The organism is Halorubrum sp. Boch-26 (assembly GCF_029889805.1).
Taxonomy (GTDB): Archaea; Halobacteriota; Halobacteria; order Halobacteriales; family Haloferacaceae; genus Halorubrum.
Window position 1 is genome coordinate 1 of the sequence record NZ_JARANT010000057.1, and the last position, 16825, is coordinate 16825.

The following is a 16825-nucleotide window of genomic DNA, read 5'->3' on the forward strand; positions in this document are numbered from 1 at the left end:
ACGCGAATCCTCGAAGGGTTCGTCGTTGTGCCCGTCGGTCGAGCAAGCCGAGGATAACTTCGAGTCCAGTGACGTGTCAGCGACTCCCTGCTGGCAAAAACAACAGGTGGGAGTCACCAACGCCGAGGATAGGAGTACCGGCGGTTTGGCACCGCCAGTCAGCCACCGACCACGATGACAGTGTTAGACGGGGTCCCGAAAAGTGGCGGAGTCATGGTTGTGAACCTGAAACTCCCACCGCTCGGGATTCCTCCGCGTTCACGCGGAGGAGGATGTCAAAAATGTCCTCCGCCGTTCCAGCCGGCCCGCTCCCAGCGGTTCCGCCTCCGGAACGCCCTTGCCGGTGCCCCGACCAATTGCGAGTGAATATGAATCAGCGCACGCTCGGGAGCGTCGGCGAGGTCAGCGAGGTCGGCTACGGCTCGTGGGAGATCGGGAGCGACTGGGGCGACGTGAGCGAGTCGGAGGCCGTCGCGGCCGTCGAGACCGCCCGCGACGCCGGGATCGACTTCTTCGACACCGCGGACGTCTACGGCGACGGGCGCTCGGAGCAGATCCTCGGCGAGGTCCTCGAAGACGACATCGCGCGCGGCGACGTGACGGTCGCGACGAAGGCCGGGCGCCGGCTCGACCCGCACGTCGCCGACGGCTACACCGAGGCGAACCTCCGGAAATTCGTGGACCGCTCGCGCGAGAACCTCGGCGTGGAGACGCTGGATCTGGTCCAACTCCACTGCCCGCCGACCGACGTCTACTACCGACCGGAGACGTTCGACGCGCTCGCGACGCTCGCTGACGAGGGGCGGATAGCGAGCTACGGCGTCAGCGTCGAGCGCGTCGAGGAGGGGCTCAAGGCTACCGCGTACCCCGGCGTCGAGTCGGTCCAGATAATCTTCAACCCCTTCCGGCAGCGCCCGGCGGAGCTGTTCCTCGACGAGGCCGCCGCCCGCGGCGTGGGCGTGATCTGCCGGGTGCCGCTCGCCTCCGGCCTGCTGACCGGCGCGCTCTCGCGGGACGACGAGTTCCCGGAGAACGACCACCGCAACTACAACCGCGACGGCGACGCCTTCGACGTGGGTGAGACGTTCGCGGGCGTCCCCTACGAGGCCGGCCTCGACGCGGTCGACGCGCTCGCGGAACGCGTCGACGCCGTCGCCGACGACCCGACCGACGCGACCGGCGACGACCTCTCGCTCGCACAGCTTTCGCTCCGATGGATCCTCGACCACGACGCCGTCTCGACCGTCATCCCGGGGTCGACGACGCCCGAGCACATCCGCGCGAACGCGGCCGTCAGCGATCGCTCGTCGCTCGATGACGACACGCACGAGGCGGTCCGCGAGGTGTACGACGATCACGTCCGCGAGCACGTCCACCACCGCTGGTAACGCCCGCCACAGCCGGTAACGCCCGCCACCGCCGGCAGCCGGTCCGGCCGCGACCGGAACGAGTCGCTTTTTTTGCCGGGCCGAGGCAGGTCGGGACGACACGTGAACGACGGAGTCGGAGCCGGCGGCGAGGGCGAGCCCGACGCGCCGAGCGACGGCGATGAGGCCCCAGACGCCGCCGCTTACGCTGACGCCGTCCCGGACGACGAGCGCGAGGCACTCGTGGCGATCGCTCACGGCGCGGTCGTCACGTCCGGGGGTGTCTCCGGCCAGCGGGCGCTGACGGCCGCGACCGAGTTCGTCCTCGCGCGCGGGCTCGGCCCGACGGCGTACGGCGTCTACGCGCTGGCGTGGCGGATCGCCCAGCTCCTCTCCCGGCTCGTCACGTTCGGGAGCGTACCGGCGCTCCAGCGATACCTCCCCGAGTACGCGGACGACCCGACCCGGCGGGGCGTCGTCGCCGGACTCGCGTACGCGACGACGCTCGGCTTCGGCACCGCCATCGCCGCGGGCGTCTGGCTGGCGGCCCCGCGGATCAACGACCTCACCGTCCGCGAATCCGCCTTCCCGGGCGGGATGCGGGCGTTCGGGTTCCTCGTCGGGCTCCTCGGCGTCGTGATGGTCGCCTCGGCGATCTTCCGAGCGGTCGGGTCGGCCCGCGGCGAGATCGCCTTCAACAAGCTGCTCCGGCCGGGAGTCCGGCTCGTCGCCGCGGTCGCGGCGCTCGCGCTCGGCTACTCGATCGGGGGCGTCGCCGTCGGCATCGTCGCCGCGACCGCGCTGCTCGCGGCGGTCGCCGTCCCGCTCTCGGCGCGGGTGACCGGAGTCGTCCCGTCGCTGCGGGGGGCCCGCCGTGAGGCGCGGCGCTTCTACGACCACGCGGCGCCGGTCGCGATGAGTAGCCTCGGGAAGGTGTTCCAGAACCGCGTCGACGTGCTGCTCGTCGGGGCGCTCCTGACCGCGACGGCCGCGGGGGTGTACAACGTCGTGCTCGTGCTGATCGCGATCGCGTGGATCCCGCTTCTGTCGTTCAACCAGCTCCTCCCCCCCGTCGCGTCCGATCTGTACGCGAGCGATCGCACGGAGACGCTGAACGCCGTCTACACCTCGGTGACCCGCCAGATCGTCACGGCCGTCGTCCCGATCCTCGCCGTCCTCGTCGTGTACGGACGCGAGCTGCTCGGGCTGTTCGGCGACCCGTACGTCGCGGGGTACGTCCCGCTCGTCGTCTACCTCGGCGGGGTGTTCGTCGGGAGCGCCGTCGGCGCGACCGGCTGGCTCCTGATGATGACCGATCACCAGTACGCTCGGATGGCGCTCGACTGGCTGCTCGCGGTCCTCAACGTCGCGCTGACGTACGCGTTCGTCGTTCGCTTCGGACTGGTCGGCGCCGCGCTCGGCACGTCGCTCGCGATCGCCGCCCAGAACGCGATCCAGGTGGGGTTACTCCGTCGGTTCGAGGGGCTGTGGCCGTTCGACCGCACCTTCTTCACCCCGCTCGCGGCCGGGGGAGCGACCGTCCTCGCGCTGCGAGCGGTCCGCGCGATCGTCCCCGGTCGGGCCGCGGTGATCGTCGGGGTCGCGGTCGGGCTCGCGACGTACGCGGCGACGCTTCACCGCCTCGGCGTCGACCCGCGAGACCGGCTCGTCGCCAGCCGGCTGGCGGGGAGATATCGTGCGACTCTCTCCCGGAAATTCGGTCGGTAAGCCGGCACCGACCGGTCGAACCCCCGCGTCCGAAGGTCCACCCTTTATCAGCCAACCGGCACGTACGGATCGGTATGGAATCGATCGAGCGCGGGTCCGCCGGCTCGGCTCGCGTCGCGATCGTCGGCGGGATCCACGGCGACGAGCCCGCCGGCGAGCGGATCGTGAGACGACTCGCTGACGAGCTCGACGAGCGGGGGTCGGGGAGCGGAAGCGTTCGGCTGATCGTCGCCAACGAGCCGGCACTGGCGGCCGGGACGCGCTACACGGACGCGGACCTGAACCGCGTCTTCCCGGGTGACCCCGACAGCGGCGACTACGAGCGGGCGCTCGCGCCGCGGCTCGCGGCCGAGCTGGAGGGGATGGACGCGGTGCTCGCGCTCCACACCTCACACAGCGCGCCGCCCCCCTTCGCGATCTACAGCGACCCGACCGAGTCGGTGCGTCGGAGCGTGACCGGAATGCCCGTCGAGTACGTCGTCGACTCCAGCCGCCTGCGTTCGACGACGCTCGACTCCGTCGTCCCGCACACCGTCTCGATCGAGGTCGGACGACAGGGGAGCGAGGAGGCGGTCGAGTACGGCTACGAGGCCTGTCTGGCGTTCCTCCGCGCGCACGGCGCGCTCGACGACGACCCGCCGACGTTCACGGAGACGACGATTGTCGCGGGCGACGAGGAGGTACCGAAGGGCGGCGGCGAGCCACACGTTCACTTCAGGAACTTCGAGGAGATCCCGGAGGGAGCCGTGTTCGCAGAGGACGACGTGTACACCCACCGCGTCGAGGAGGAGGGAGTCGTTCCGATCCTCGCGAGCGAGCGCGGGTACGAGGAGATATTCGGCATCTACGGTCGCGTGCAGGGGACGATGACGCCGCCGGCGTCGGACGGCGACGGGACGACCGGCGGGGAGGAGTCGACGGAGAGGGGGTCGACAGCAGAGGGATCGGCGGAGACGAGGTCGACCGAGAGAGGATCGACAGCAGAGGGATCGGCGGAGGAAACGGCGGAGCAGCCCTAGCTCACTTCGCGGTCGGCGTGATGTCGCCGACGGCGTCCATCACCTGCATCGCGGCGCTGGCGGCCAGCCCGCGAGCGACCTCGTCGGTGTCTGCGTCGGCGATCCCGGCCTCGAGTTCGTCTGGGTCCGGCGTGAAGCCGGCGGAGACGGGATGGCCGGCGGGCGGATTGACCGCGACGGTCGCCTGCGGGCCGTTTGTCCCGACCGACAGCTCCGAGCCGACGGCGTAGCTGTTCGGGAGATACGATTCGGTTCGCGAGACGATTCCGGCTACCGCGCGCCGGAGGCGTCGTTCCTGGTCGGGGGAGAGGTCGACGGCCGCGGGCTCGCCCGCGTTCGTCACACCCGGTGCCCCGGCGTACGGGTTGTTGCCGTTCATCGAAGACACACCTGATACGCGGAGCCGGTTCAAAAAGGCGTCGGCGGGGGCGATCCGGCCGGCGGTCCGCTCCAGCCGGAGACGGGGGCCGCTACGCCGCCCGCTCAGCCGGATATCCGCTCGGTCGCGATCGCGGCGCCCTCGTCGAGGGCCGCCAGCTTCGCCCACGCGATCTCGGGGTCGACCATACCGATCCCGGCCTGCGTGCCGAACCCGCAGTCGGGCGCGGCGACCAGCGGCGTCCCGTCGGCGACCGCGTCGGCGACGCGCTCCAGCCGGTCCGCGATCGCCTCAGGGTGGTCGATGATGTTCGTCTTCACGTCCACGACGCCCGGGATCAGCGTCCAGCCGTCGGGGACCGGGTGTTCGGCGAACGCGCGGTACTCGTGTTGGTGGCGGGGGTTCGCCTGCTCGACGCTGAGCCCCGAGATGTCGGCCTCGTAGATCTCCGGGAGCATGTCCGAGAGATCGGTGTCGAGGTGGTGCGGACCCTCGTAGCTCCCCCAACAGGTGTGGAGCCGGACCTGCTCTTCGGGGATCCCGGAGAGCGCCTCGTTGAGCGCCTGCACGTGGAGCCTAGTGGCTCCCTTGGCCGCTTCGAGGGGCTCGTCTGCATACGTCGCCGTGTGGCCGACGGTGAGCAGTTCGGGCGCGTCGATCTGAAGGGTGAAGCCGGCGTCGGCGACGGTCTCGTACTCCTCGGCCATCGCGTCGGCGACGGCGAAGAGGTACTCCTCGTAGTCGCCGTAGTGGTCGTCGACGTGGGTCGCGGTGACGACGCTCGGCGACGCCGCGGTCATGAACGTGTCTTCGAAGCCGGCGTCGGCGGCGTCGAGCGCGTCGCGGAACCCCGCAAGCTCGCCTTCGGCCTCGTCGCGGCCGGTGTACTCGACGGGCCCGGTCACGACGGGGTGTTCGGAGAGGTCGATCACGTCCGTCTTGAACGTCTCCTCGGCGTAGCTCGGAAACTCCTGGAGGTCCGCCCACAGCTCCTGTTCGCGCGTCCCCTCGATACCGCTGAGCCGGTCCGCGACGTACCAGTTGAAGGAGACGCGCGACTGCTCGCCGTTGTTGGCGATATCGATGCCCGCCTCGGCCTGCCGCTCGACCACGTCGCGCGTGGCGTCCGCGACCGTCTCTTCCCACTCCTCCTCGTCGACTGGGTCGCCCTCCTGGCGTCGCGTGAGGAGGTCGAGCAGCTCGGGCGGTCGCGGGAGGCTCCCGATGTGCGTCGTCCGGATCCGGTCGTCGTTCGCTGTCATCTCTATCCGTGCGTCGCTCCTCACGCCGCGTAAAGCCCGCGGAACCCGCAAGGTCAGGGCGGACCGGCTACGACTCCGACGGCGAGAGGACCGGCTCAGACTCGCCGTACGCGGCGATCACGACCGCCGTCGTGTACCGGTCCGGCTCAGAGGTCGCGGTCTTCACGCGGACTTCCCGATCCGGTAGCTCCCAGTCGCGCAGCTCCCCGCCCGCGTCCAACCCGGCCTCGATGCGCTCGCGGACGTCGTCCGAGTCCTCGCCGGTCACTTCGTAGAAGAGCCCGGGACCGGGACCGGTCGCCCAGCCGAGTCCGGCGGCCACGTCGGGGCGGCGACGGGGAGCGCGCTTCGACGCCGCGTCCTCCGCGCCGGCGCGGCCGCCCTCGCGGAAGTCCACCTCGTCGTCCGGGCCGACGGTGCGACGCGCCTCGACCACGGTGAGTCGGTTGCCGGCGGGGCCGAGGTCGGGCGCCTCCTCGACCGCCTCGACGGTCGCCTCCGCGGGGACCACGGAGGAGACCGCCACGAGGTTGTAGTTGTGGAGGTTCGCGTCCGCGAGCGCGGCGTCGTAGGAGGCCATCGCCGTGTCGGCGACCCCGACGCCGCCGGCGACGTGGATGGTGTTCATTACGACTGGATCGTCGGCCCCCGCGCTAAGGGGTTACGAAGCGGTCGTATCGCGTCGAGCACTCGACGCGACGATTTATAAACCGACGGCGGTGCGGTGGCGCGCGCCTCCGAGCGGCCGACAGGCCGTGAGGAGCGCGCGCGAGGGACGCGGCGACCGAAGGGGGCCGCGAGGCTGGGGAGGCGTGAGGCGCGGTTGCGGTCCCGCGAGTGGAACGAGCGGGAGCACGGGAGTCGCAGCCCGCGCAGCGAACGCAGTGAGCGAGCAGGACCGTCTTCCAGTGGTGCGGTCGGGTGGGACTCGAAGGGGCAGTCGCCGGCGGCGTTGCCGCCGGCTGCCAGAGGCGCTTCGCGCCTCGCTGCCGCGGGGACGAAGCCCGGCGCAGCAAGCACTGGAAGGAGCGAGTGAACCGAGCGACTGAAGCGCACAGCAAGCCGCGCGAGTCGTCGCGGCTGGGGCTTTGGAGGGGTTCGGCGGTCAGACACCACCGACGGTTCATAAATGACGAGCCGAGGCTATCGAACGAACTCGCCGAACCGACTCCCGCACGGAAAGATACCCCGCGTCGTCGTCAGCTCAGTACTGGTAGTTGATGACCTGTTCTTCGGTCTGTTCCGCGTCCTGAAGCTTGTCGCGTGCCGCCTCGAAATCGGCCAGCGTGACCTCCGTGCGGCCGTCGCGGATCGCGAACATCCCGGCCTCGGTCGCCAGTGAGGCGATATCGGCCCCGCTGTACCCCTCTAGGTCCGCGGCGACCTCGGAGACGTCCGTCCCCTCGGCGACGTTCATGTCCTGCGTGTGGATCTTGAGAATGCGCGCGCGCCCCTCGGCGTCGGGCTCGGGCACCTCGATGAGCCGGTCGAACCGACCGGGACGGAGTATGGCCTCGTCGAGCATGTCGAAGCGGTTGGTCGCGGCCATGATGCGGATCTCGCCGCGGTCGTCGAAGCCGTCCATCTCTGAGAGCAGCTGCATCATCGTCCGCTGGACCTCGGCGTCGCCAGATGTCTTCGAGTCCGTCCGCTTGGCGGCGACGGCGTCGATCTCGTCGATGAAGATAACGGCGGGCTCGCGCTCGGCGGCCAGCTCGAACAGGTCGCGGACGAGCCGGGCACCCTCGCCGATGAACTTCCGGACGAGCTCGGAGCCGGCCATCTTGATGAACGTCGCGTCGGACTCGTTGGCGACGGCCTTCGCGAGCATCGTCTTCCCCGTGCCCGGCGGACCGTGGAGCAGGACGCCGCTCGGCGGCTCGACGCCGACGGCCTCGAACTGCTCCGGGTTCTCTAAGGGGTCCTCGACGGCCTCGCGGACCTCGCGGATCTGCTCGTCGATCCCGCCGATGTCGGCGTACTCGACGTCCGGGGACTCGGTGACCTCCATCGCCTGCGCCCGGGAGTCGGTCTCGTCGTCGAGCACCTGCTGGACCGCGAACGAGTCGTTGATCGCGACGCGGTCGCCGGGGCGCAGGTCCTCGTCGAGTCGGGTGGACGCCTGCGTCAGCACCTCCTGGTTGTTGCCGTGCTGCTTGATGACGACGCCGTCGTCGGTGATCTCCTCGACCGACGCGATGTACAGTGAGGAGGTTTTCAGCACCTCGTTTTCGCGCTTCAGCTCGTCGACGTCGGCCTTCAGCTCGCCGCGGCGACCCTGCGCGTCGTCGAGCCGCTGCTCCAGCTCTTCGTTCACCTGCAGGATCCGCCGGTAGTGCTGGCGGATCGCTTCGAGCCGCTCCGTCTCGCTCATCTCCGGATCGAGCTCCAGACGGGGGCGGTCGGGTAGTGAGGGGCTATGAGACATTCGTTGTGGGGGATACGAAGTGCGCGTAAATGTGCCTTTGGGTCACGGCGGTTCGTCGACCGACCGCGCACAGCGAAACCCCCCTTCCGCCCGGAACGGCCGACCACTCCGCGGGCGGCGAACCGCTCGTCCCGCCCGCTCCTCGCGGCCTACCAAAATATCGGTTCTGATATCTGTGGGTGAACGTTTTAACAGCCCCCGTGTGTAGCCTGCTCTATGAGTGTACGAACAGCGGTCGACTGCGTCGGTCTAGCGTCCCCGCCAGACGGTCCACGGGCCGAGGTCCCCCGATCATGAGCGACGAGACGCCGAAGGCGACAGTCCTCGCGGTCGACGACGAGCCCGACCTCGCCGAGCTGTACCGGGTCTACCTCGACCCGGCGTACGACGTCCGGGTTGCGACCGGCGGCGAGGAGGCGGTAGAGCTGATGGACGAGTCGGTCGACGTGGTCCTCCTCGACAGACGGATGCCGGACATGTCCGGTCACGAGGTGCTTTCGGTCATACGCGAGGCCGACTACGACGCCCGGGTCGCGATGTTGACCGCGGTCGAGCCAGATATCGATATCGTCGACATGCCGTTCGACGACTACAAGACGAAACCGGTGACGAAGGAAGGCCTGCTGACGCTCGTGAAGGTGCTCCTCCACCGTGCGGAGTTCGACGAACAGAGTCAGGAGTTCTTCGCACTGGCCTCGAAGAAGGCCGCCTTGGAGGCCGCCGGTACGACGGGCAACGACGAGTACGAGGAACTCATCGAACAGATGGAGTTGGTCCGCGACCGCGTCGACGACACGCTCGATCACCTCTCCGCGCGCGACGCGTTCGTCGAAGTTCCGGGCAGCGTCCCCTAAGCCGGCACCGCCGGTTACTCTATCTTCAAGTCCTCGCCGGACCCGCCGGATTCGGCGTCCTCGTTCCACTCCAGTTCGAACTCGACGCTCAGCTCGCCGGGACCGTCCGCGGGTCCCTCGCGCTCTACTTTCACCTCGAACGTCGGTCGAGTCGGGAGATCCACCGTCACCGACTCCTCGCCGCGCGTGAGCGTGATCGACTCGCCCGACTCCAGCGAGTCGACGACGGTTCGGAGGTACCGAGCGATCTCCTCGCGGCTCCGACGACTCTCCGACTCGAAGAGGACCTCTTCAGGCATGGGTGCGGGTACGTCGCATCGCGATATAAACTCACGCGTCGAAAGTGCGGCCGACCCGAACCGCTGACCGATCTAGAACCCGTCCTCGAACGCGAATGTTCCGTTTCGCTGGACGACCTCGCCGTCGACCTCGATGACGGAGTCCTCGCTCATGTCGACGATCATGTCGACGTGCTCGGCGGACTCGTTGATCTCGTTGCCCTCGCCGACCGTCTCCGGGTACGCGGACCCGACCGCCATGTGGACCGTGTCACCCATCTTCTCGTCGAACAGCATGTTGTACGTGAACCGGTCGATCTGACGGTTCATCCCAATGCCCAGCTCGCCGAGGCGGCGAGAGCCCTCGTCGGTGTCGAGGATCCCCGTCAACAGGTCCTCGTTGCGCTCGGCGGAGTGCGAGACGACTCTCCCGTCCTCGAACCGGAGCCGAACGCCCTCGATCTCGCGCCCGTAGCGGTACAGCGGGAGGTCGAAGTAGACCTCGCCGTCGACCCCGTCGCGAACGGGCGCCGTGAACACCTCGCCGCCGGGGAGGTTCGCCTCGCCGTCGTCGTTGAGCGTCGAGTTGCCCGAGATGTCGAGCGTGAGGTCGGTCTCCTCGCCCGACCGGATCCGCACCTCGTCGGCGTCGTCGAGGATCGCGACCAGCTCCGCTTGGAACGCGTGCTGTGCGTCCCAATCGAGCGAGACCGCGTCCCAGACGAAGTCCTCGTACGCCTCGGTGCTCATCCCGGCGAGCTGGGCGTGGCTCGCGGTCGGGTACTGCGTGAGACACCACGTCTTCGAGAGGCGCGTCCGCTTGACGTCCTCCATCGCGCGGTTGTAGGCGGCGTTCGTCTCGGGGTCGATGTCGGCGTCCTCGGTGGCGTTCGCGCCGCCGCGCGCGATGACGAAGGCGTCGGCCTCCCGGTAGAGCGCGAGTCGGTGCTCCGGTTCGGTGAATTCCCCGGAGGAGCGCTTGAACGCGCGCTGAGCACGCTTCGAGTAGTTGAGGTACACCGGGTTGGCGCCGCGGTCCCCGCAGACCTCGTGGAGGGCCACCGCGAGGTCCTCGGCCTCGGCCGGCAGCTGGATGACGACGTTATCCCCCGACTCGATGCCGGTCGAGTGGTCGGCGATGATCTCGGCGTGTTCGCGGATGCGTGCGTCCATACGACTCCCTCTCGCCGCGGGGGATTACCGGTTTGGGAAGCGGCCGGTCGTGATCCGCCAGAGCTCTCGCTCCCGTCGGCCTCGAGACTCCGCCTTTTTATGAGCGCCGCGCCCACGTCTCACGTATGCAGACGCACGTCGTGCCGGTCGGCTTCGACTACGACCGCATGATCGCCCCGCTCATCCGGGACCAGTTCGACGTCGACCGGGTGATCCTCCTGGAGGGGACGGTCGGCAGCGAGGCCAACGTCGAGTACTCGCGGAACATCGCCCGGAAGCTCGAACAGGACTTTCAGAACCTGCTCGGCGCGGAGACCGTCCGCGAGCGACTGACCGACGTGTACGACTACGACGCCGCCTTCGAGCGCGCCTTCGACCTGATCAACGCGGAGCTGGACCGCGACGACGCCGCGGGCGACGGCGGAGACGACACCGGGGGCGACGGCCCCGAGGAGCGCGAGGTGTGGGTGAACCTGTGTTCGATGCCCCGACCGGTCTCGTTCGCGTTCGCGACCGCGGCCCACTCGATCATGGTCGAGCGGCAGGCCGACCGCGACCGGATCCACACCTACTACACAGCCCCGGAGAAGTACCTCGAAACCGAGCTCGCGGAGGAGCTGCGCGCGAACCGCGACCTCCTGCAGGAGCTGGTCGAGGACGACGCGATAGACGACGACCGCATCGGCGACAGGCTCGACACCACTACCGACCTCCTCGCGGAGTTCGACGAGCGCGGCACCACTATCGGCGCGAAGCGCATCGGCGACAGCCACGTGATCGAGCTCCCAGTCGCCTCGTTCCAGAACGTCAAGCCGTTCGAGGAGCTCGTCTTATTCACCCTCGGCGAGCACGGCGAGTTCGCTTCCGTCTCCGAGCTCGCTGAGACCCTCGCGGCCGACCTCAACGAGGAGTACACCGACTCGTTCCGCTCGAAGGTGATCTACAACGTCGACCGGCTCGGGCCCGGCGGGAAGGGGTACATCGAGCAGGAGGAACACGGAAAGTCCTATCGGACGACACTCTCGCGGATCGGCCAGCTGTGGGTCCGGGCGCACGCGGACGAGGATCGGGACTTGGCGTGACGGAGCGAGGCGCAGCCTGACGGAGCGGGAGAGTCGTCGCGGGGTTTCGAGTCGCGGCCGATCGGCTATCTCTCGCTCGGGAAGACACAGTGACCGTCTTCGCGGCCGCCCCTTTGAGTCCCACCCGACCGCGAGCGCGCTCGCCTTCCGGTGCCCGGTGAGGGCCGCGATCTCGGCGTTCGCGACGCCCCCGTCAGCGGCACGCCGGTCAAAAGCGCCGGCGCGACGACGGCACGCGAATCTCCCCTCCCCCGGTGACCGCTCCGGGACCGAACTCGACCGCGCGCCGTCGCGCTATGCGGACGATTCTCACGGTGTGAGTCGGTACATGTCAGGAACGCTGGTGGCTGTTCGGACACCGCCGCCGGGATCGGTCGAGGGAGCCGTAATCGCTATCGGCTTAGCCGTTTGAGTCGAACGTCGGGTTCTCCTCGCCGATCATCGGGCAGTTCCGCACGCGGAGCTGATCGAAGCCGATCACCTCGACGATAGTCGTTCCGTCGTGGGCGCACGCGACCTCGGGCGGCGGGGTGAAGTGGGGACACTGCTGGCAGTACGTCCGCTTCGCGACGACGTGCTCGGTGTCGCCCTCGCCGGGGACGGCTGTCCCTCCGCCGACCTCGGCGTCGGAATCGAACTCGCCGTCTCCGGTGTCCGCGTCGAGCAGCTCCCAGACGCCCTCCGCGGCCGGGCCGCCCACGTCCATCCGCTCGAACGCGTCGTCGAGATCGGTCTCCGAATCGGGCGGACCGAGCTCGTCGAAGGGGTCGTCGTGGCCCGCGTCGGAAGCGGATCCTAGCGAGGACGGGTCTGATCCGAGGACGCTGGTGTCGGGGTCGACATCGTCGGTATCGAAATCGCTGGTGTCGGGGTCGACGGACCCGCTTCCCTCGAAACCGTCTCCGTCGACGCTCGCGCCGAGTTCGACGAAGGGGTCGTCGATCTCGGTCTCGGGATCGTCGAGGGACTCCAGCGCGTCCTCTTCCTCGTCCGCGTCCGAGTCGCGCCGCGTCCCGTCCTCTCCGTCGCTCATCGGTCGTCTCCGGCGTCGCGGGTGCTCACCCTGCCAGTCCCCTCGTCGATGTCGCCGTCGAGGGCGGGCTGTTCCTCGACGACGAGCCGCGAGGTGCCGAGGAAGCCGGGGTTCGGATCCAAGTCCGCGAACGCCCGCCCGCAGTGAGGACATTCGGGCGTCCTCAACAGACCGATATCGACGGTCTCACCGCAGTCGGTACAGTTGGCCTTCCGGACGCCGTTGCGGTTCGCAGCCCTCGTCAGCGTGTTGAGGCGCTCGCGTTCGGCGCGGTCCCGCTCGGCTGCCTCCAGCCGGCGCCGGATCCTGACGACCGCGCTCGCGACGCGAGAGAGCTTGTCGTCGACGCCCTCGGCGTCGATCGCGTCGAGGCGCGCCTCCAGCTCGTTGAGGTCGTCAACGAGCTCGTCCAGCCGCTCCGCCGTCTCGGGGTGCGCGTGGTCGGCCGGCGCCTTCGCCTCCAAGTCCCGGTAGAGCTCGACGAACCGGTCCCGGAGGTCCCCGACCTTCTCGTCGACCTCGGCGTCGATCGCGTCGAGGCGCGATTCGATCGCCGCCACTTCCTCGGCGTCCGGCACGTTGATACCCACGTCCTCCGCGAGCGCGACGACGGCACGCTCCAGCAGCTCCTCGCGGCCGACACCGGCCTCGTCGGCGGCGGCCTCGATCGCGGCGTCGACCGTCCCGTCGGTCGGATCGAGGTCGCTCATCGAGGGTCCTCCGTCATCTACGCTTCGTTGAGCGGGCAGGCTTAAGTAATCTGGCGCGTCGTTCTCCGAATCGATACTCGGGAGGTGGGGTTCGGTCGGGGCGTGGTTTCTGGTCGGTTCCCCTCACCGGATCTTCCGCACGTCGCTGATATCGAACCCGCCCTCGTGGATCTCGGTCTCGAACCGGACGATGTTCTCCGCCTCCAGCCGGGAGAGGACGCCGCGGAACTCGCGGACGAACATCGTCCGGGCGCGCTGGGAGCCGCCGCTCTCCCAGGTGAACTGGAGGGTACCGCCCGCGGCGTCCATCAGGGCCCCGAACTCCCGGTCGGTGATCGAGTCGGTGTTCACCAACACGAGGATGAGTCCGCCCCACTGATACGCCGCCTTCTTGAGTCCCTTCATCACCATCGCCACGTCGCTCCACTTCGTGTCCTCGTCGACCATCGAGACGAGGTCGGTGACGGAGTCGATGCAGACGAGGCTGCCGTCGGCGTTCGCCGAGAGGTAGTCGCCGAACGCCGTGAGCACGTCCTCGTACTCGCCGCGATCGCCGAGTTCGGTGATCGACGTCGTTTCTTCTTCGTACCAGTCGCGGGGGATGGGACTCAGCTGAAAGTACTCCGGCGAGAGGTCCCGGAACGCGATCTCGTCGATCGCGGCGTCGACGATCTCGTCGGCCATCGTGTACCCCATCTCGCGGGTGAGCGCGCCGGTGTCGGCGGTGAACGAGAGGTAGTGAACGTCGTTAGGGAGTTCGGCGTCGGACGGGAGGTCGCCGTAGTAGAGATCGAACAGCTCCGCGTCGGCGCGCCCGAGGGCGTTCATCGCCGCGCTCGTGTACAGGAACTCGCGCGCGCCGGCCCCGGACTCGCCGGCGAGCAGCACGACGTTGCCCGGCGGCGCGCCGCCGCCGAGGATCGAGTCGAGGCGGGCGACGCCGAACGGAACGCTCGTCATGTCCCGTACGGGGACGCCGCACCGCTTAGTGTTGTTGCTCGTTCGGGCGCTGCGAGGCGAGGAACACAGAGCGAGGCGGGGAAAAGCGCGAGACGAGTGACTGCCGCCTCACTCCGTCACCCGCGCCCCGCCGTCCGCCGCGCGGACGACCGCGACCGACCCGGCCACGCCCGCCTCGTCGAGAGCGCGCTCGCCCACGACCGCCGCGGCGTCGGCGTTCGCGGCGTCCGTGACGCCGTACACGGTCGGTCCCCACGAGGACTGCCCCGCGCCGAACACCGCCGCCGCCGCCGACAGCGAGGCCACCACGTCGCCGACGGGCGGGCGGTAGACGCCGCCCTGCTCGTCGGCGTACCACGCGCCGTTGAGCCGGCCGATCTCCGCGACCGCGGCGCCGAACCGCTCGGCGTTCCCGGTCGCGATCGCGGGGAGCACCCGCCGCGTAACGATCCCGCCGATCCGGTCGGCGAGCCCGGGATCCGCGCGCTCGACCGCGGTCCGCATCGCGTCGTCCTCCGCGTCCCCGTTCCGGCCCGGGTCGGCGTCGGGGCGCACGAGCAGGAACCGCCAGTCGTCCGGCACCTCGTGGCGAGCGCCCACCGGGGGAACGGTCCACTCGCCGTCCGGAGGGCGGTCGGTCGTGAACCGCGCGGTCGGGTGGCCGGCGTCGAGAACGAACCCGCCCGCCTCGAACGTTGCGACGCCGATCCCGGAGCGCCCGCCGCGGCCGAGCGCCGGGGCGCGCTCCCGGATTTCGGGGTCTCGCCCGTGGGTAGTCGCGATCGCGGCTAGGGTCGCCGCCGCGATCTGGGTCCCGCTCCCGAGTCCGGCGTGACGCGGTAGCGACTCGCGAACGGTGACGCGCGCGCCGTCGACGCCGAGCAGGTCGACGGTCGTGCGGGCGTACTCGCGGACGTCGTCGCGGACGACGGGGTCGGCTGCGGGATCGTTGTCGGCGGGCGCCTCGACGATCAGACTGTCCGCTGGTTCCGCGTCGACGACGACCCTCGGCTCCGCGAGGCCGATCCCGAGTGCCCCGTACAGCCGCTCGTGCGAGAGGCTGAGATTACAGAAGCCGAAGTGAAGCCGGGCCCCGGCGCTCGCGCGTGCCATGTGGTTGCGTCCGCTTCGGGATCGATTGATAAAGGGTACGTGACAGTGGCCGACGTTGCCTCCGATCGTGTCTGTTGATGTCTGAACGATGCAGACGGGATGAATCTCGACACATCGCCAGTCGCTCGCTTATAAGTGGTTGATGCCGGGTCGACGGCGCACACTCCCGAAGCCCTAGGCGCGGGGACTCGCGCGGCTTGTTGCGCGCTTCGGTCGCTCGCTGTGCTCGCTCCCCGTAGTGGTTACTGCGCCGGGCTTCGTCCTCGCGGCAGCGAGGCGCGAAGCGCCTCTGGCAGCCGGCGGCAACGCCGCCGGCGACTGCCCCTTCGAGTCCCACCCCGCACCACTGGAAGACGGTCCTGCTCGCTCACTGCGTTCGCTGCGCGGGCTGCGACTTCCGTGGTCCCGCTCGTTCCACTCGCGGGACCGCAACCGCAGCCTCATCCTCCCCAGCCTCGTCGCTCGCTTCGCTCGCTCCTCCCTCGCGCGCGCTCCTCACGGCCTGTCGGCCGCTCGGAGGCGCGCGCCACCGCACCGCCGTCGGTTTATAAATCGTCGCGTCGCGCTCACTCCTGCCAGTCCGGGTTCGCGCGCGGCGGCGAGAAGATGTCGTACCCCACGACGGTCTCGTCGCCGTCGTTGCGCGCGGCGTGCGGCTCGTCGCCCGGGATGACGTAGGTGTCACCGGCCTCGACGACCGAGTCCTCGCCGTCGACGACGAAGGTGATCGCCCCCCCGGTGATCACCCCGATCTGCTCGTGCGGGTGGTCGTGCTCGGGGACCTCGGCGCCCGGCTCGATAACGAACCGCTGGATGCTGGTGTCCTCGCCGACCGCGCCCTGCGTGAGGAACACGTCGTCGACCGCCTCGGCCGCCTCGACGTCCGCGTCGGATACGATGTCCATGGGGGAGCAGCGCTCGGGAGCGACTTAAACAGTGGCTATGGGAACGGGTGGTACGCCTTCTCCAACTCCGGCTCGAATCCCATCGACCGCGGCACGTCGCGGGCGCGGTCGCCGAAGAACGGCTCGCCCGTGAACAGCGGCTGCGCGCCGGGGACGAGCACCCGGACCGCTTCGAATCCCATCCCGGCGAGGTCCCGGGTCGTCGTCCGCGCGACGTACGGCTCTAGTCCGACGGTCTCGACGCGGTCGACGACCGCCTCCAGCTCCGCGGTCCCCGAGAGCTCCGGCTCGCCGAGCGCGTCGGCGGGGACGCTCGCGTTCGGGTCGAAGAACGCCCGCGTCTCGGCGGGGAAGTCGGCGTGGCGGCCGATCGCAGCGCCCTCCTCGGCCGCGGCGTCCGGTCCCATCGACCGGAGCTCCGTCCAGTTCTGGAGCGCCTCCGCGAGCGCGCTCCGGGCCGCGGCGACCGGGTCGAGGTCGGCGCCCGCCGCAGCCGCGAACCGCGGCCAGACGCAGTCGCGGGGACCGCCGCCG

Annotated in this window: 17 protein-coding genes; 5 read left to right on the forward strand and 12 right to left on the reverse strand. The window is 69.6% G+C overall.

Going from position 1 to position 16825, the window contains the following annotated elements; genetic code table 11:
* Window positions 1–368: 368 nt before the first annotated feature.
* From OQF71_RS09390 to OQF71_RS09400, 3 genes are all read left to right on the forward strand, one after another.
* On the forward strand, window positions 369–1388 hold the full coding sequence (locus OQF71_RS09390; protein WP_280587266.1) for an aldo/keto reductase: 1020 nt from the start codon (window positions 369–371) through the stop codon (window positions 1386–1388).
* A 102-nt stretch (window positions 1389–1490) separates the two neighbouring features.
* Complete coding sequence (locus tag OQF71_RS09395) at window positions 1491–3095, forward strand: lipopolysaccharide biosynthesis protein (protein WP_280587267.1); 1605 nt, start codon at window positions 1491–1493, stop codon at window positions 3093–3095.
* A 74-nt stretch (window positions 3096–3169) separates the two neighbouring features.
* Window positions 3170–4114: a succinylglutamate desuccinylase/aspartoacylase family protein gene (locus OQF71_RS09400; RefSeq protein ID WP_280587268.1), complete on the forward strand. Its 945-nt coding sequence runs from the start codon at window positions 3170–3172 to the stop codon at window positions 4112–4114.
* 1 nt (window position 4115) lies between these two features.
* On the opposite strand, the gene OQF71_RS09405 is transcribed toward OQF71_RS09400, so the two are convergent.
* The 4 genes from OQF71_RS09405 to OQF71_RS09420 form a co-directional block, all read right to left on the reverse strand.
* Window positions 4116–4493 (reverse strand): DUF5811 family protein, encoded by a 378-nt coding sequence (locus OQF71_RS09405; RefSeq protein ID WP_280587269.1) that lies wholly within the window; start codon window positions 4491–4493, stop codon window positions 4116–4118.
* A gap of 104 nt (window positions 4494–4597) precedes the next feature.
* The gene (locus tag OQF71_RS09410) at window positions 4598–5755 is read right to left on the reverse strand and encodes a cobalamin-independent methionine synthase II family protein (protein WP_280587270.1); all 1158 of its coding nucleotides are present in this window, start codon (window positions 5753–5755) and stop codon (window positions 4598–4600) included.
* Between the two features lie 67 nt (window positions 5756–5822).
* Window positions 5823–6383 (reverse strand): pyruvoyl-dependent arginine decarboxylase, encoded by a 561-nt coding sequence (locus OQF71_RS09415; RefSeq protein WP_280587271.1) that lies wholly within the window; start codon window positions 6381–6383, stop codon window positions 5823–5825.
* A 576-nt stretch (window positions 6384–6959) separates the two neighbouring features.
* Window positions 6960–8183, reverse strand: coding sequence for a proteasome-activating nucleotidase (locus OQF71_RS09420; RefSeq protein WP_280587272.1), 1224 nt, complete (start codon window positions 8181–8183; stop codon window positions 6960–6962).
* 293 nt (window positions 8184–8476) lie between these two features.
* Here OQF71_RS09420 and OQF71_RS09425 point away from each other — a divergent pair, with 293 nt between their 5' ends.
* A complete protein-coding gene (locus tag OQF71_RS09425; RefSeq protein ID WP_280587273.1) occupies window positions 8477–9037 on the forward strand; it encodes a response regulator in 561 nt (186 codons plus the stop codon).
* A gap of 14 nt (window positions 9038–9051) precedes the next feature.
* Here OQF71_RS09425 and OQF71_RS09430 read toward each other — a convergent pair whose 3' ends face one another.
* Complete coding sequence (locus OQF71_RS09430; RefSeq protein WP_280587274.1) at window positions 9052–9336, reverse strand: amphi-Trp domain-containing protein; 285 nt, start codon at window positions 9334–9336, stop codon at window positions 9052–9054.
* 72 nt (window positions 9337–9408) lie between these two features.
* Window positions 9409–10488 (reverse strand): aminopeptidase, encoded by a 1080-nt coding sequence (locus OQF71_RS09435; RefSeq protein WP_280587276.1) that lies wholly within the window; start codon window positions 10486–10488, stop codon window positions 9409–9411.
* Window positions 10489–10613: 125 nt separating this feature from the next.
* Between OQF71_RS09435 and OQF71_RS09440 the strand changes: the two genes are divergently transcribed.
* Entirely contained in the window at window positions 10614–11570 is a 957-nt protein-coding gene (locus tag OQF71_RS09440) for a DUF6293 family protein (RefSeq protein WP_280587277.1), read from the forward strand.
* A 400-nt stretch (window positions 11571–11970) separates the two neighbouring features.
* On the opposite strand, the gene OQF71_RS09445 is transcribed toward OQF71_RS09440, so the two are convergent.
* The 6 genes from OQF71_RS09445 to OQF71_RS09470 all read right to left on the reverse strand — a co-directional run.
* Window positions 11971–12603 (reverse strand): hypothetical protein, encoded by a 633-nt coding sequence (locus OQF71_RS09445; protein ID WP_280587279.1) that lies wholly within the window; start codon window positions 12601–12603, stop codon window positions 11971–11973.
* Window positions 12600–13313 (reverse strand): hypothetical protein, encoded by a 714-nt coding sequence (locus OQF71_RS09450; protein ID WP_280587281.1) that lies wholly within the window; start codon window positions 13311–13313, stop codon window positions 12600–12602. The genes OQF71_RS09445 and OQF71_RS09450 overlap by 4 nt, the downstream gene beginning before the upstream one ends.
* A gap of 123 nt (window positions 13314–13436) precedes the next feature.
* The gene (locus tag OQF71_RS09455; protein WP_280587283.1) at window positions 13437–14273 is read right to left on the reverse strand and encodes an HTR-like protein; all 837 of its coding nucleotides are present in this window, start codon (window positions 14271–14273) and stop codon (window positions 13437–13439) included.
* Window positions 14274–14381: 108 nt separating this feature from the next.
* A complete protein-coding gene (locus tag OQF71_RS09460; RefSeq protein ID WP_280587285.1) occupies window positions 14382–15386 on the reverse strand; it encodes a beta-ribofuranosylaminobenzene 5'-phosphate synthase family protein in 1005 nt (334 codons plus the stop codon).
* Between the two features lie 566 nt (window positions 15387–15952).
* Complete coding sequence (locus OQF71_RS09465) at window positions 15953–16291, reverse strand: cupin domain-containing protein (RefSeq protein WP_280587286.1); 339 nt, start codon at window positions 16289–16291, stop codon at window positions 15953–15955.
* 35 nt (window positions 16292–16326) lie between these two features.
* Window positions 16327–16825: YcaO-like family protein (locus tag OQF71_RS09470; protein WP_280587287.1), on the reverse strand; the 499-nt coding region annotated here is incomplete at its 5' end.